The organism is Micromonospora sp. NPDC051141, from assembly GCF_044455765.1.
Taxonomy (GTDB): Bacteria; Actinomycetota; Actinomycetes; order Mycobacteriales; family Micromonosporaceae; genus Micromonospora.
In genome coordinates this window covers 236,943-250,332 of sequence record NZ_JBITFD010000001.1, presented here as the reverse complement: position 1 = coordinate 250,332, position 13,390 = coordinate 236,943, and the positions used below count along the sequence as shown (strand labels likewise).

The window sequence follows — 13,390 nt, the reverse complement described above, 5'->3', positions numbered from 1 at the left end:
CCCGCCGGGAAGCGCCCGTCCGCGCCGCCCGGCCCGCCGGACAGCGACCCCGGAAGCGCCGTCCGCGCCGACGGGAATCGGGGTTCGCCCGCCGGAAGCGCCGTCCGCGCCGCCCGGCCGCCGACCGGAATAGGAATTTGCCCGCCGGAAGCGCTGTGGGGGCCGGCCGCCGTCGGCGGTCGGCCCCCACGGGACAGGGCGGATCAGTGCATCGGCACCGGCGTCGGGCGCTGCTCCTCGCCCGACTCGCCGTCCAGCAGGTGCGACGGCTCCCGCCGACGGGGCAGGAAGGCGGCCGGGACGAAGGTGAGCACCGCCAGCCCGAAGGCGACCCAGAACGTGGTGGCGAACGAGTTGGCCGCGAAGTCGAGCCCGCGCTCGATCAGCGACGGCGGCACCGGGAACTGCTGCGCCAGCTCGGGCTGCTGCTGCACCGCGATGGCGAGCTGGGCCTCGGTGACGGGCGCGCCGGTGCCCGGGTCGGTCACGCCGGGGATCGGCCGGGAGCCGTTCAGCTCGCTGGTGAGGATCACCGACATCGTCGCGGCGCCCACCGACCCGGCGATCTGCTGGAGGATGTTGACGAGCGTCGAGCCGCGGGCCACCTCGGCAGCGTTCAGGGTCTTCAGCGCCGAGGTCATGATCGGCATCATCGTGCCGCCCATGCCGAGGCCCATCACGAACAGCGAGCCGCAGAGCAGCAGGTAGGACGTGTCGGTGCCGACCTGGGTGAAGGTGAAGAACCCGGCCGCGATGAGCACCAGCGAGAAGGGCGCCGTCCGGCCGATCGGCACCCGGTCGGCGAGCATGCCGCCGATCGGCATGGTGAGCATCGCGCCGATGCCCTGCGGTGCCATCAGCAGGCCGGCGTTGAGCGTGGTCTCGCCCCGGATCTGGAGGAAGTAGCTCGGGAACAGCAGGCCCGCGCCCATGAACGCGATGATGAAGACGACCAGGGTCAGCGCGGCGATGGTCAGGTTGCGGTTGCGGAACAGCCGCAGGTCGAGCAGCGGGTGCTGGGGCCGGAACGAGTAGCGGACGAACGCGACCACGAGCGCGGCGCCGGCCGCCATGGGCAGCCAGACCTCGGGGTCGGTGACCGTGCCGGCCTCCGGCAGCGAGGAGACGCCGTAGAGGAACAGGGCCAGGCCGGGCGAGAGCATCAGCATGCCGAGGAAGTCGAAGGACTCCGAGGGCTCGGGGGCGTCCTTCGGCAGGGCGAGCTGGGCGTAGACGAGCGCGACCACGCCGATCGGCACGTTGATCAGGAAGATCCAGTGCCAGCTCGCGGTGTCGATCAGCCAGCCGCCGAGGATCGGGCCACCGATCGGGCCGAGCAGCATCGGGATGCCGAGCACGGCCATCAACCGGCCGATCCGGTGCGGACCCGCGGCCCGGGTCATGATCGTCATGCCGAGCGGCATGAGCATGCCGCCGCCGAGGCCCTGGACCACCCGCCAGGCGATCAGCTCGCCGATGGAGTCGGCCGTGGCGCAGAGCCCGGAGCCGATGGTGAACAGCGCCAGCGCCACCATGTAGAGCCGTTTGGTGCCGAACCGGTCCGCGGCCCAGCCGCTCAGCGGGATCACCGTGGCCAGGGCGAGGGTGTAGGCGGTCATCGTCCACGCGACGCGCGCGTAGGAGGCGTCGAACTCGCGCTGGAACGTCGGGATGGCCACGCTGACGACGGTCACGTCGAGGATCGACATGACGGCGCCGAGCACGACGACACCGGCCACCTTGAGCACCGCGGCGTCGAGTTTGTTCGATGTCGCTACGGATTGCTGGGTCACAGACAGTCTCCTGGTTCCGGTTCGGCTCGATGCGGTGGCGATGCCGCGTGCCGTGGGGCACGCGGGCGGACGCGCGGTGGGCGACGTCCGGCACGGAAGCCTAGTCACGGAGTGCGACATCGTGCGGCCGGTTTTGCCAAGAGGCGAACGGCCGTGCTTCCGGACACCCGCCCGTCATCCCGGACGCCGCCCGGGTTCCGCCCCCTCGCTGCCGAGAAGTCGCACCGTAACCACCCCTACGCCCGGATTCGCCCTCGCGTCGACGCCCTGCCACCGGCCCGGGACCGGCCCGTCACCGTGACGAACGTCATGTTTACGGCGCGGCGTCGATTCGGATCAGGTGTCGGAGTTCCGACGTCGGGACAGCGGCGTGCCACCTTGCCGGCTGCGGCACCGGCACCCGGGTCGCTCCCACGGGTGCCGGTACGCGGTGCCGCCGCTCCACTGTCGACGGCCGCGTCACGCCGGGGACAGGTCCGCCATCAGGGCGATCTCGGCCGTGCGGGAGCGGTCGATGCGGGCGGCGAGGTCGCGTACCCGGGCACTGGTGCCGGCCGTGACCTGGGCGTGGGCCAGCGCGGCGGCGGTGCGCTGGTGCCGGGTGAGCACGTCGAGCAGCACCCGGTCGACCTCGGCGGCCCGGGCGGCCCGCAGCCGGGTCAGCCCGGCGGCGGCGTCGCTGTGCCCGGAGTGGTCGTGCCGCGTGGCGGCGGCCACGGCCGACGGGCCGGCCTCGCCCAGCCAGCGGCGCATGGTGGCCAACTCGTCGGTTTCGGTGGCCCGGATCGCGGCGATCAACGTCCGCACCCGCGGGTCGGTGGCCCGGTCGAGGCCGACGCCGACGATCTCCAGCGTCTGCCCGGTGTGCGCCACCATCATGGCCAGGAAGAGCGCGTCGATGCCGCTGGTGGCCCCGTCGACGACCGGCGCGGACCGGGACGCCACGGGCGCCACCGCCCCGCCACCGCACCCGCCCACACCGAGCACCCCGACCAGCACCACCACCACACCCCGACGCATCCATTCCTCCAATCGAGACCACCGCCCTCCCCCTCCCCCTCTCCCCCTCCCCCCACCCCGCTGATGCACGGAAAGAGTGGTCATTTCGCGAGGCATGGCCACTCTTTCCGAGAAAGTGCGAGCGGGAGCGGGGTGGGGTGGGGGTGCGGGGTGCGGGGGTCAGAGCTGCTGCCAGAGGGCGGGGACGTTGGGGGGTTCCCAGCCGGCGATCGCGGTGTGCGCCTGGCGACAGCGGTAGCTACGGCCGTCGTAGGTGACCGTGTCGCCGACCTGGTACGCGCGGCCGGCGGTCCAGGTGCCACCCGGCACCGGCGAGCCGGTCGGGGCGGGCGTCGGGGACGGCGTGGCGGTCCGGGTCGGCGACGGGGTCGGCGACGGGGTGGGGGTCGGATTGCCGCCCCCGCCGCCGATCTGGAGGTCCACGCAGGCGTAGAACGCGTTCGCGGTGTCGGCGATGTTCCAGACCGCGAGCAGCTTCTGCCGGCCGGAGAAGCCGCCCAGGTTGACGCTGTGCGACACGGTGGCGTCGGGTTGGCGGCCACCGCCGTCGACCACCGCGACCCGGGTGTTGCCGATCCAGTACTCCCAGTTGGCGGTGGCGTGCCGGGCGGTGTTGACCCAGGTGAACGTGGCGGTGCTGCCGACCGTGGTGGCCGGCCAGTTGCGGCTGTCGTCGTTGAGCACCGCGAACTGGGCGATGCCGGCGTGGCAGCTCTTCAGGCCCTTGGGCCCCTCGACGCTCTGCGGCTCGTACCGGATCTGGCCGCAGTCGGGCACCCGGTTCTGGGCGCAGAGCGCCTGCCGGCTGGGCGGCGAGGAGACGTAGCCGTGGGCCTGGGCGGGCGCGGCGAGCGCCAGGGTGGCGGTGACGGCACCGGCACTGAGCAGCGGAAGGGTGACTCTTCGGCGCATCGTGTCCAACTCCTTCGGGGGACGGGAGATGTCACGAACATAAATTAAACCTTGTTAACAGTAAAGACTCCTATCTATAAATTAAGCCTTGAGCCGAGCGCGCCACGCGTGGAATTCTGATCAGCGCGCGGAGCCGATCGTCGTCCCTGGGCACCCGGACGCCGGCTGGCATCCGGGAGGACGGCGGCACCGATCCGGGAGAACCCGCCTCTCGAAGGACACCGCATGAGGAGATCCCTGCCCCGCCCACACCGCCGGTGGACCGCGTACGCGGCGAGCCTGCTGCTCGTCACCACCGCGCTCGCCACCGTCGGACCACCCGCTGCCGGGGCCGCCGCCGACCCGGTCGCGGTGACCGTGAACGCCCGCGCCGGGCTGGCCACCGTGCCGGACACCGCGCTCGGCGTCAACCACGCCATCTGGGACGCGAAGCTCGGCAGCACCGAGACGTCCGACCTGCTCAAGGCCGCCGGCGTGCGGATGCTGCGCTACCCCGGCGGCTCGTACGCCGACATCTACCACTGGAAGACGCACACCGCGCCCGGCGGCTACGTCGCACCGGACACCGACTTCGACACGTTCATGGCGGCGGCCCGTCGGGTCGGCGCGCAACCGATGATCATCGCCAACTACGGCACCGGCACGCCGGCCGAGGCGGCCGACTGGGTGCGGTACGCCAACGTGACCAAGGGCTACGGCGCCAAGTGGTGGACCGTCGGCAACGAGAATTACGGCAACGGCCTCTACGGTTCGGCCTGGGAGGCCGACGACCACGCCGACAAGAGCGCCACCCAGTACGCCAAGCTGGTGATCGAGTACGCCGACGCGATGAAGGCGGTCGACCCGAGCGTCAAGGTCGGCGCGGTGCTCACCATGCCCGGCAACTGGCCGGACGGCATCACCGCCGGCAGCGACCCGGGCCCGTGGAACCGGACCGTGCTCTCGCTCGCCGGCCCGAAGATCGACTTCGTGGACGCGCACTGGTACCCGGGCGGCACCGCCGCCGAGTCGTTGACCCGGACCAACCAGATCTCCGACGCCACCTGGCTGCTGCGTCAGCAGATCGACAGGTACGCCGGCGCGAACGCCGACCGGATCGGGATCAGCCTCACCGAGCTGAACGTCGACGCCGGCCGCACCACCCAGCCCGGCGCGCTGTTCCTCGCCGACGCCTACAGCGGCCTGCTGGAGCAGGGTGTCTTCACCGTGCAGTGGTGGAACGTGCACAACGGCATCGGCACCGTCTCCGAGGTCGCCGGCCAGACCGACTACGGCGACTTCGGGATGCTCTCCAGCGGCGGCTGCACGGGCGACGGCGAGGTCTGCGAGCCGCCGTTCAACACGCCGTTCGCGCCGTACCACGCGCTGTCCATGATGAACACGTTCGCCCGCCCCGGTGACCAGTTCGTCCGCGCCGGCACCGACCAGCCGCTGGTCAGCGCGCACGCGACGCGTCGGCCGGACGGCAGCCTCGCGGTGCTGCTGCTCAACAAGGACCCGGACACCGCGTACCCGGTGGCGGTCGACTACGCCGGCTTCACCCCGGCGGACGAGGCGCCGACCGTGCACACGCTGACCAACGGCGCGAGCGGCGTGACCACCGACCGCTCCGGCAGCGCCACCACCCGGACGCTGCCGCCGTACTCGCTGACCACGCTCGTGCTCCGACCGGCCGGCAGCTCCGCCGGGCGGCCGGGCGCGCCGGGCCGGCCGACCGCGGGCGCGGTGACCGACCGCGCCGCGACCCTCTCCTGGCCGGCCGCCGCCGTGGGTGCCGCGCCGATCGCGAAGTACGAGGTGTACCGGCAGTACGGCGCCGTCAGCGAGCAACTCGGCGAGACCGCCGGCACCTCGTTCACGGTGCGCAACCTCGAACCGGGCACCCGCTACACGGTCAACGTGCTGGCCCGGGACACCGCCGGCCGGGTCTCCTGGTCGTCCCCGCCGCTGACGTTCGCCACCGGCAGCCCGGCCGACAGTGGCTGCGCGGTCCGCTTCCACAACGACACCGACTGGGGCAACGGCTACGTGGCGACCGTCGAGGTGGTCAACACCGGTCCGGACCCGGTCGACGGCTGGACGCTGACCTGGACCTGGCCCACCGGCTGGCAGCAGGTGAGCAGCGGCTGGAACGCCACCTGGACGCAGACCGGCACGGAGGTCAAGGTGACCCCGACCGCCGACAACCGCCGGCTGGCCGCCGGCGGTGGGAGCACCAGCGTCGGGTTCGTCGGGGCGTACAGCGGGCCGAACGTGCCGCCCGGCGTGTTCCGGCTCAACGGCACGGTCTGCACCGTCCGGCCCTGAGCCGGCGGACCGCCCCCTGAGCCGGGGGTCAGCCCCGGCCGGGTGGGCGGAGTCGGACGTCGGCCGCCGTTGGGACCTTCGTGGTCCGGCGGCGGCCGGCGCGGCGCGGCGGCGGCACCACGTGCGGGCGGGACGGCCCCACCACCGGCGGGACGGGTCGGCGGTCCACCGTGGCCGGCCGGGGCAGCGCGGCCAGGATCAGTCCGAGCAGCCCCACCGCGACTATCCCGTCGAGCCAGTAGTGGTTGCCGGTGCCGACGACCACGACCATGGTGACCAGCGGGTGCGCCAGCCAGAGCCAGCGCCGTCGCCCGGCGGTGACCGCCACCAGGGCCAGCGCCACCGCCAGCGCCCAACCCACGTGCAGCGAGGGCATGGCCGCGTACTGGTTGCTGAGCTGGTCGGCGTCGGGCGGCCCGTAGACGCTGGGGCCGTACCGGCGGCCGGTGTCGATCAGGCCGGTGAGCGCGGTCAGTCGCGGCGGCGCGAGCGGGACGCAGACGTGCAGCACCATCGCCGCGCCGGTGAGCGCCGCGAGCGCGCGCCGCAGCCGCAGGTAGTGGGCCGGCCGGCGCAGGTAGAGCCAGACCAGGCAGAGCACGGTGGCCGGGAAGTGCACGTACGCGTAGTAGCTGTTGGCCAGCCGTACCGGCAGCTCGTGCGCCAGCAGCGGGGCCTGCACGAGCGCCTCGTCGGGCAGGTGCAGCAGCCGTTCCAGCCACCAGATCCGCTCCCCGTTGGCCAGCGCCGTGCCGGCCCGTCCGGCGACCAGTTGCCGGCCCGCCTTGTAGGCGAGGAAGAGCACCGCGACGAGCGTCAGTTCACGGGCCGCCCGACGCAACACGCCACCGGGCCGGGACGCGCCTCGCCTGGTGTCCATGCTCCTCCTTCGCCTGGGTCCGCCCGGCCGGCGGCACGGACCAGGGCCGCCGCCGGGTCGGCGACGGCCCTGGGGTGACCGGCTCAGCGGCGGGCGTGTTCCTCCCGGCCGGCCGGGTCGGCGTCCACCCCGTCGAACGCGGGCGCTCCGTCGACCGCGTCGGCGCCCACCGCCACCGCACGGCCGGGGTCCGGCAGGTCGAGGCTGGAGCGCAGGGTAACCGGGCGCAGCAAGAGCGCCGCCACGACGCCGACCACCGCGATCGCGGCCGAGATGAGGAAGATGTGCCCGGTCGCGTCCCCGTACGCGGCACGGACGATCTGGCGTACCGGCTCGGGCAGCGCGTCGAGGTTGAGCGTGCTGCCGCCACCGCCGGTGGTGGGGATGCCGGCCGCGGCGAGGTCGTGGGTGATCCGGTCGGTGACCCGCCGGGCCAGCACCGCGCCGAGTACCGAGACCCCGATGGTGCCGCCGAGCGACCGGAAGAAGGCCACGCTGGCGCTGGCCGCGCCGATGTCCTTGAGCGCCACCGTGTTCTGCACCGCGAGCACCAGGTTCTGCATGGTCATGCCGACACCGACGCCGACGACGAACATGGCCACCCCGACGATGACCAGCGAGGTCTCGTGGTCGATGGTGCCGAGCAGCGCGAACCCGGCGACCAGCACGACCGCCCCGAACACGATGTACGGCTTGATCTTCCCGCTGGCGGTGATCATCCGGCCGGCCACGATCGAGGAGATCAGCACGCCGGCCATCATCGGAATGGTGAGCAGGCCGGCCTCGGTCGGGCTGTAGCCGCGGCCGATCTGGAAGTACTGGCCGAGGAAGACCGCGCCGCCGAACATGGCCATGCCGACCGCGAGGCTGCCCAGGATGGCCAGCGCGGTGGTGCGCTCGCGGACGATGTGCAGCGGCACCACCGGCTCGGCGGCCCGCGCCTCGACCCCGACGGCGAGCGCCAGCAGCAGCACCGCGCCGCCGACCATGGCGGCGGTCTGCCAGGAGAGCCAGGCGAACGAGTCGTCGACGAAGGAGATCCAGATCAGCAGCACGCTGACGCCGGCCGCGATCAGCGCGGCGCCCAGGTAGTCGATCTTGACGTTCTGCCGGCGCACGGTGGGCAGGTTCAGCGTGATCTGGAGCAGGAACAGCGCGATGATCGCGACCGGCACGCCGACGAAGAAGCACCAGCGCCAGCCGAGCCAGGAGGTGTCGACGATGAGGCCGCCGAGCAGCGGGCCGCCGACCGTGGCCAGCGCCATGACGCCGCCCAGGTAGCCGTTGTACCGCCCGCGCTCGCGCGGCGGGATCATCGCCGCGATGGCCACCTGGACCAGCGCCTGGAGGCCACCGACGCCGATGCCCTGGAAGGCCCGGGCGGCGATGAGCTGGCCGGCGCTCTGCGAGAAGCCGGCCGCCACGGAGCCGACCAGGAAGACCACGATGGCGGCCTGGATCAGCAGCTTCTTGCTGAACAGGTCGGCGAGCTTGCCCCAGATCGGGGTGGTCGCGGTGGCGGTGAGCAGGGTGGCGGTGACCACCCAGGTGTACTGCGTCTGCGAGCCGTCGAGCGCGCCGATGATCTTCGGCAGGGCCGTCGAGACCACGGTGCTGCTCAGCATGGCCACGAAGAGCACGAGCAGCAGCCCGCTGAGTGCCTCCAGCGTCTGCCGCCGGCTCATGGGCGCGGCCTCGGCCGTCGCGGTGGGTGCGCTCATCGCGCGGTCCTCCAGGTGTATCGGATAGGTCGCCTCTTGGTTGCCTCAAGCAATCATCAACAAATGTTGCCCATCAGGCAAATTTGCCCGTTGAGAAAAGGATCACGTACGCTGGCCGGCATGGACGAGTGCACCGGCCTGCGGGAGCGGAAGAAGGCGGCCACCCGCCTGGCACTGCACGAGGCGGCCCTGCGGTTGGCCGTCGAGCACGGCCCGGACCGGGTCACCGTCGAGGCCATCGCCGACGCCGCCAACGTCTCCCGGCGCACGTTCTCCAACTACTTCGCCGGCAAGGAGGAGGCGCTCTTCCACGGCGACACGATGCGGTTGCGCCGGATGCTGGAACTGGTCGCGGCGCAGCCCACCGAGCTGCCGCCCTGGGCCGCGCTGACCCGGGCCGCCCTGGCCCAGGCCGACGAGGGGTACGACGACCCGGCCGAGCCGTGGCTGAGCCGGCGCCGTCGACTGCACGGCCACCCCAGCCTGGCGGCCCACCAGGTCGGCGCGTACACGGCGATCGAGCGGGAGCTGGCCGCCGAGATCACCCGCCGGCTCACCGGCGCCGACGCGCCGCTGCGGGCACGGGTGCTGGCCGCCACGTTCCTGGCCTCGCTCCGGGTCGCCGCCCAGCAGTGGATCGAGCACCCGGACGCCCCGCTGCGCGACGTGCTGCGCGACGTGCTCGCCCACGCCACCCCCGTGGCCGAGGGACTGCCCGCCGAATCACCCATGGCGGCCGAGCTGGGCTGACACACTCGGCCGGTGGGCGGCGACCGGTGGCGCAAAGGGCTCGGGGCCCCGGCGCGGGTCTCCCCGGCCGCCCGGGTCGACAAGTTCGAGATCTTCTTCGACCTCGTCTTCGTGGTGTCGTTCTTCATCATCACGCGGGCCACCGCCGCCAACGTGACGGTACGGGAACTGCTGCACGCGCTGCTGGTGCTCGCCGTGCTCTGGTGGTGCTGGGTGGTGCACAGCGCGGTGGCCGCCCGGCTACGGCTGGGTGAGGGCTTCGTGCCGATCCTCATGGTGGTCGGCATGGTCGCGTTGTTCACGTTCGCGCTGGCCCTGCCGCAGACGTTCGGCGACCTGCGCCAGGGCATCGCCGGGCCGATCCTGGTCACGGCCAGCTACGTGGTCATCCGGGTCGTGCACACGTCGCTCTACTGGTACGCCACCCGCGACGAACCGGCGGCCCGGCGCAAGGTGTGGCTGTTCCTACCCGAGGTGCTGCTCTCCACCTGCCTGCTGCTGGTGGCCGCGTTGCTGCCGCCGCAGGTCGACCCGGAGACCGGGCCGTGGCTGCGCGACGCGCTGTGGATCGCCGTGGTGGCGATCCAGTACAGCAGCGGGCTGCTGGCCGGGACCGACGGCTGGAAGATCACCTCGGCGGAGCACTGGACCGAACGTTACGACCTGATCCTGATCATCGCGCTGGGTGAGTCGGTCATCTCGGTCGGCGTCGGCGGCAACCTGCTCGGCAAGCCGGTGACCTGGCCGGCCATTCCGGCGGCGATCTTCGGCATCCTGTTCACCGCCGCGCTCTGGTGGGCCCACTTCGACATGATCGGGCCGGCCGCCCGGATCGCGTTGCACGCCGCCCGGGGCCACCCGCGGGTGGCGATGGCGCGCGACGCGTACGCCTATCTCTACCTGCCCATGATCGCCGGGGTGATCGTGTTCGCGCTCGGCGCGGAGGAACTGGTCCGGACCGTCACCGACCCGGTGGGCGGCGCGGGGGAGCGGGGCCACGGGCCGGCGGTGCCGCTGCTCTTCAGCGGCGTGATGGTCTACCTGGCCGCCAACATGGCGTTCCAGTGGCGCACGCTGCGGACGGTCTCGTGGACCCGGATCGGCACGCTTGTCGTGCTGGCGGTCGCGCTGCCGGTCGGCCGCCACCTGTCCGCGCTCGGCGCGCTCGGCCTGCTCACCGCGATCTGCCTGGCGCTGGTCGCGGTCGAGCTGGTGATCTTCGCGGACGCCCGCGTGGCGCTACGCCAGGCGGTTCACCAGGAGCGGGCCAGCGCCGAGGAGAACGAGGCCGCCTGGCGGGCCCGGTGGCACGACGGCGAGTCCGGGTGACCCGACCGCGCCGGTCCGCCGCTCGACGCGGGCCGTAGAGTCTCCGGGTGATCGAGATCGCCACCGAGGTCGACCTGTTCCACCAGCCCGCCCGGATCTGGCGGGCGTTGACCGAGCGGGCGCTGCTGGCCAAGTGGTTCGCCGACAGCACACCGCGGGACGACCGCTGGACACTGGCGACCGCGGCGCTGCCCGGCTACGACGCCGACACCGAGGTGGAGTTGGTCGAGCTGCGCGCGCCCCGCCGGCTGGTGGTGCGGTGCCGGGAGGGCGGCCGGGCCACCCGGCTGGCCTGCGACCTCACCCCCAGCGGGCACGGCACCCGGCTCTCCGTCCGCGAGGTGCTGGAGGAGGGCGACTGGGACGCCGACGCGCGGGCCGAGCAGCACGAGCGGGCGCTGACCGGGCGGCTGCCGGCCATCCTCGACTGGCTCGCGTTCCAGGAGGTGGACCTGCGCCGTGCCGAGGGCGGACTGACCGCGGAGCTGCCGGTGATCCGTCTGCTCGGCGACGAGCGCGGTCGCCCCCGGCGACGGGTCCTGCTGGCCGCCGGCGCGGTGACGCTGCTCGCCGGCGCGGCCGGGGCGGCGCTGTGGGCGACCCGGGACACCCCGCCGTCGCCGGCCGCCCCGTCGCCGTCGTCACCGGCGCTGGTCCTGCCCACCACCGCGCCCGCCGCGTCGCCGCGGCCCACCGCCGCCCGGCCCACGCCGAGCGCCAGCCGCCGCAGCGCCTCCCCCTCGCCGTCGCCGTCGCGCTCCCCCAGCCGTACGCCGAGTCCGACGCCGTCGGTGGCCGCTGTCGGGCTGACCGCGACGTACCAGACCGTCACCGACCGGGTCTTCGGCTACCGGGGCGAGGTGGTGCTCCGCAATCCCGGACCCGCCCCCCGATCGGAGTGGACGGTGACCGTGACGCTCGGCGACGGGGCCACCGTGGGCTCGGTCAACGGTGCGGAGGCGGCGCAGGACGGCGTCGTGGTCACGTTCACCGGCCCCGAGCTGCCGCCCGAGGGCTCCACCACCATCCGCTTCGACGTCCGGGACCCGGACCCGCTGCACGACGCCCCGGAGTCCTGCGCCGCCGACGGCACCCCCTGCACCACGTCCTGACCCCTGCGGATCATTCACATATTTCTATCGTTGAGGTCATGGGAGCGCTCCCGTAACATACCTGACGCGGCTGTTAACGCTCACATCACAATCGCCCCCGCGAATGCGCGAGCCGCCACCACCACAGGAGGAAGCCCCATGTCCAGATCCAGAGCGGCCCATGTCGGCCTGGTCTCGGCCGGTGTCGCGTTGCTGGCCTCGGCCGGTGTCGTCGCGGCGCTGCCGGCCGGCGCGGCGGCTGCCGGTTGTTCGGTGAAGTACACCGTGTCGTCGCAGTGGGGCGGCGGCTTCGGCGCCGAGGTCGCCATCACCAACCTCGGCGACCCCGTCAACAACTGGACGCTGACCTGGTCCTACGGCGCCGGCCAGACCGTCACCCAGGCCTGGAACGCCACCGTCACCCAGAGCGGCGCGAACGTCACCGCCCGAAATGTCGACTACAACGGTTCCATCCCCACCAACGGCACCACCTCGTTCGGCTTCAACGGCGCGTGGACCAGCAGCAACCCGGCCCCCACCAGCTTCGCGTTGAACGGCGTCACCTGCACCGGCGGCACCGCCCCCACCACGCCGCCCACGTCGTCGCCCACCACGTCGCCGACCAACTCCCCCACCCCGCCGCCCACCACGACGCCGCCGCCGGGCGGCACCTGCTCGCTGCCGTCGAGCTACCGGTGGTCCTCGACCGGCGCGCTGGCGCAGCCGAAGTCCGGCTGGGTGTCGCTGAAGGACTTCACCGTGGCCCCGTATCAGGGCAAGCACCTGGTGTACGCGACCACGCACGACTTCGGCTCGTCGTGGGGCTCGATGAACTTCAGCCCGTTCACGAACTGGTCGGAGATGGCCTCGGCCAGCCAGAACGGCATGTCGCAGGGCACCGTCGCGCCGACGCTGTTCTACTTCGCCCCGCGCAACATCTGGGTGCTGACCTACCAGTGGGGCGGCACGGCGTTCTCCTACAAAACCTCCACCAACCCGACCAACCCCAACGGGTGGTCCTCGGCGCAGCCGCTGTTCACCGGCAGCATCTCCGGCTCCGGCACCGGCCCGATCGACCAGACCATCATCGGTGACGACCAGAACATGTACCTCTTCTTCGCCGGTGACAACGGCAAGATCTACCGGGCGAGCATGCCGATCGGGAACTTCCCCGGCAACTTCGGCTCGAACTACACCACGATCATGAGCGACAGCACGAACAACCTGTTCGAGGCCGTGCAGGTCTACAAGCTCCAGGGCCAGACCCGCTACCTGATGATCGTCGAGGCCATCGGCGCGCAGGGCCGCTACTTCCGGTCCTTCACCGCGACCAGCCTGAACGGCTCGTGGACGCCGAACGCGGCCACCGAGAGCAACCCGTTCGCCGGCAAGGCCAACAGCGGCGCGACCTGGACCAACGACATCAGCCACGGCGAACTGATCCGCACCACCGCCGACCAGACCTTCACCGTCGACCCGTGCAACCTGCAACTGCTCTACCAGGGTCGGGCCACCAACTCCGGCGGCGACTACGGCCTGCTGCCGTACCGCCCGGGTCTGCTGACGCTCCAGCGCTAGTCGGACGAG

General features: G+C 72.5%; 10 protein-coding genes. 5 read left to right on the top strand and 5 right to left on the bottom strand.

Going from position 1 to position 13,390, the window contains the following annotated elements; genetic code table 11:
- Positions 1 to 203: 203 nt before the first annotated feature.
- The 3 genes from ACIA6B_RS01250 to ACIA6B_RS01240 all read right to left on the bottom strand — a co-directional run bounded on the left by ACIA6B_RS01250 (position 204) and on the right by ACIA6B_RS01240 (position 3,725).
- Positions 204 to 1,793, bottom strand: coding sequence for a DHA2 family efflux MFS transporter permease subunit (locus tag ACIA6B_RS01250; RefSeq protein ID WP_281940879.1), 1,590 nt, complete (start codon positions 1,791 to 1,793; stop codon positions 204 to 206).
- A 459-nt stretch (positions 1,794 to 2,252) separates the two neighbouring features.
- Positions 2,253 to 2,813, bottom strand: coding sequence for a DUF305 domain-containing protein (locus tag ACIA6B_RS01245; RefSeq protein ID WP_396769750.1), 561 nt, complete (start codon positions 2,811 to 2,813; stop codon positions 2,253 to 2,255).
- A 159-nt stretch (positions 2,814 to 2,972) separates the two neighbouring features.
- Positions 2,973 to 3,725 carry a lytic polysaccharide monooxygenase gene (locus tag ACIA6B_RS01240; protein ID WP_396769748.1) on the bottom strand — a complete coding sequence of 251 codons (753 nt, stop codon included), beginning with the start codon at positions 3,723 to 3,725 and terminating at the stop codon, positions 2,973 to 2,975.
- Between the two features lie 225 nt (positions 3,726 to 3,950).
- On the opposite strand from ACIA6B_RS01240, the gene ACIA6B_RS01235 reads away from it, so the two are divergent.
- Positions 3,951 to 6,032, top strand: a complete 2,082-nt coding sequence (locus ACIA6B_RS01235) for a cellulose binding domain-containing protein (protein WP_396769746.1) — start codon at positions 3,951 to 3,953, stop codon at positions 6,030 to 6,032.
- Positions 6,033 to 6,060: 28 nt separating this feature from the next.
- On the opposite strand, the gene ACIA6B_RS01230 is transcribed toward ACIA6B_RS01235, so the two are convergent.
- Together ACIA6B_RS01230 and ACIA6B_RS01225 are read right to left on the bottom strand one after the other, a co-directional pair.
- Positions 6,061 to 6,912, bottom strand: a complete 852-nt coding sequence (locus tag ACIA6B_RS01230; RefSeq protein WP_396769744.1) for a phosphatase PAP2 family protein — start codon at positions 6,910 to 6,912, stop codon at positions 6,061 to 6,063.
- An 83-nt stretch (positions 6,913 to 6,995) separates the two neighbouring features.
- On the bottom strand, positions 6,996 to 8,633 hold the full coding sequence (locus tag ACIA6B_RS01225; protein WP_396769742.1) for an MDR family MFS transporter: 1,638 nt from the start codon (positions 8,631 to 8,633) through the stop codon (positions 6,996 to 6,998).
- A gap of 120 nt (positions 8,634 to 8,753) precedes the next feature.
- Here ACIA6B_RS01225 and ACIA6B_RS01220 point away from each other — a divergent pair, with 120 nt between their 5' ends.
- From ACIA6B_RS01220 to ACIA6B_RS01205, 4 genes are all read left to right on the top strand, one after another.
- A complete protein-coding gene (locus tag ACIA6B_RS01220) occupies positions 8,754 to 9,383 on the top strand; it encodes a TetR/AcrR family transcriptional regulator (protein WP_396769740.1) in 630 nt (209 codons plus the stop codon).
- A 12-nt stretch (positions 9,384 to 9,395) separates the two neighbouring features.
- Positions 9,396 to 10,712: a low temperature requirement protein A gene (locus ACIA6B_RS01215; RefSeq protein WP_396769738.1), complete on the top strand. Its 1,317-nt coding sequence runs from the start codon at positions 9,396 to 9,398 to the stop codon at positions 10,710 to 10,712.
- Between the two features lie 47 nt (positions 10,713 to 10,759).
- Positions 10,760 to 11,824 carry an SRPBCC domain-containing protein gene (locus ACIA6B_RS01210; protein WP_396769736.1) on the top strand — a complete coding sequence of 355 codons (1,065 nt, stop codon included), beginning with the start codon at positions 10,760 to 10,762 and terminating at the stop codon, positions 11,822 to 11,824.
- Positions 11,825 to 11,962: 138 nt separating this feature from the next.
- Entirely contained in the window at positions 11,963 to 13,381 is a 1,419-nt protein-coding gene (locus ACIA6B_RS01205; protein WP_396769734.1) for a non-reducing end alpha-L-arabinofuranosidase family hydrolase, read from the top strand.
- Positions 13,382 to 13,390: the final 9 nt, after the last annotated feature.

Bases quoted from the DNA above. Each gene is read 5' to 3' on its own strand.
- ACIA6B_RS01225 (WP_396769742.1), bottom strand. From the start codon at position 8,633: ATGAGCGCACCCACCGCGACGGCCGAGGCCGCGCCCATGAGCCGGCGG.
- ACIA6B_RS01220 (WP_396769740.1), top strand. From the start codon at position 8,754: ATGGACGAGTGCACCGGCCTGCGGGAGCGGAAGAAGGCGGCCACCCGC.
- ACIA6B_RS01230 (WP_396769744.1), bottom strand. From the start codon at position 6,912: ATGGACACCAGGCGAGGCGCGTCCCGGCCCGGTGGCGTGTTGCGTCGG.
- ACIA6B_RS01205 (WP_396769734.1), top strand. From the start codon at position 11,963: ATGTCCAGATCCAGAGCGGCCCATGTCGGCCTGGTCTCGGCCGGTGTC.
- ACIA6B_RS01240 (WP_396769748.1), bottom strand. From the start codon at position 3,725: ATGCGCCGAAGAGTCACCCTTCCGCTGCTCAGTGCCGGTGCCGTCACC.
- ACIA6B_RS01235 (WP_396769746.1), top strand. From the start codon at position 3,951: ATGAGGAGATCCCTGCCCCGCCCACACCGCCGGTGGACCGCGTACGCG.
- ACIA6B_RS01245 (WP_396769750.1), bottom strand. From the start codon at position 2,813: ATGCGTCGGGGTGTGGTGGTGGTGCTGGTCGGGGTGCTCGGTGTGGGC.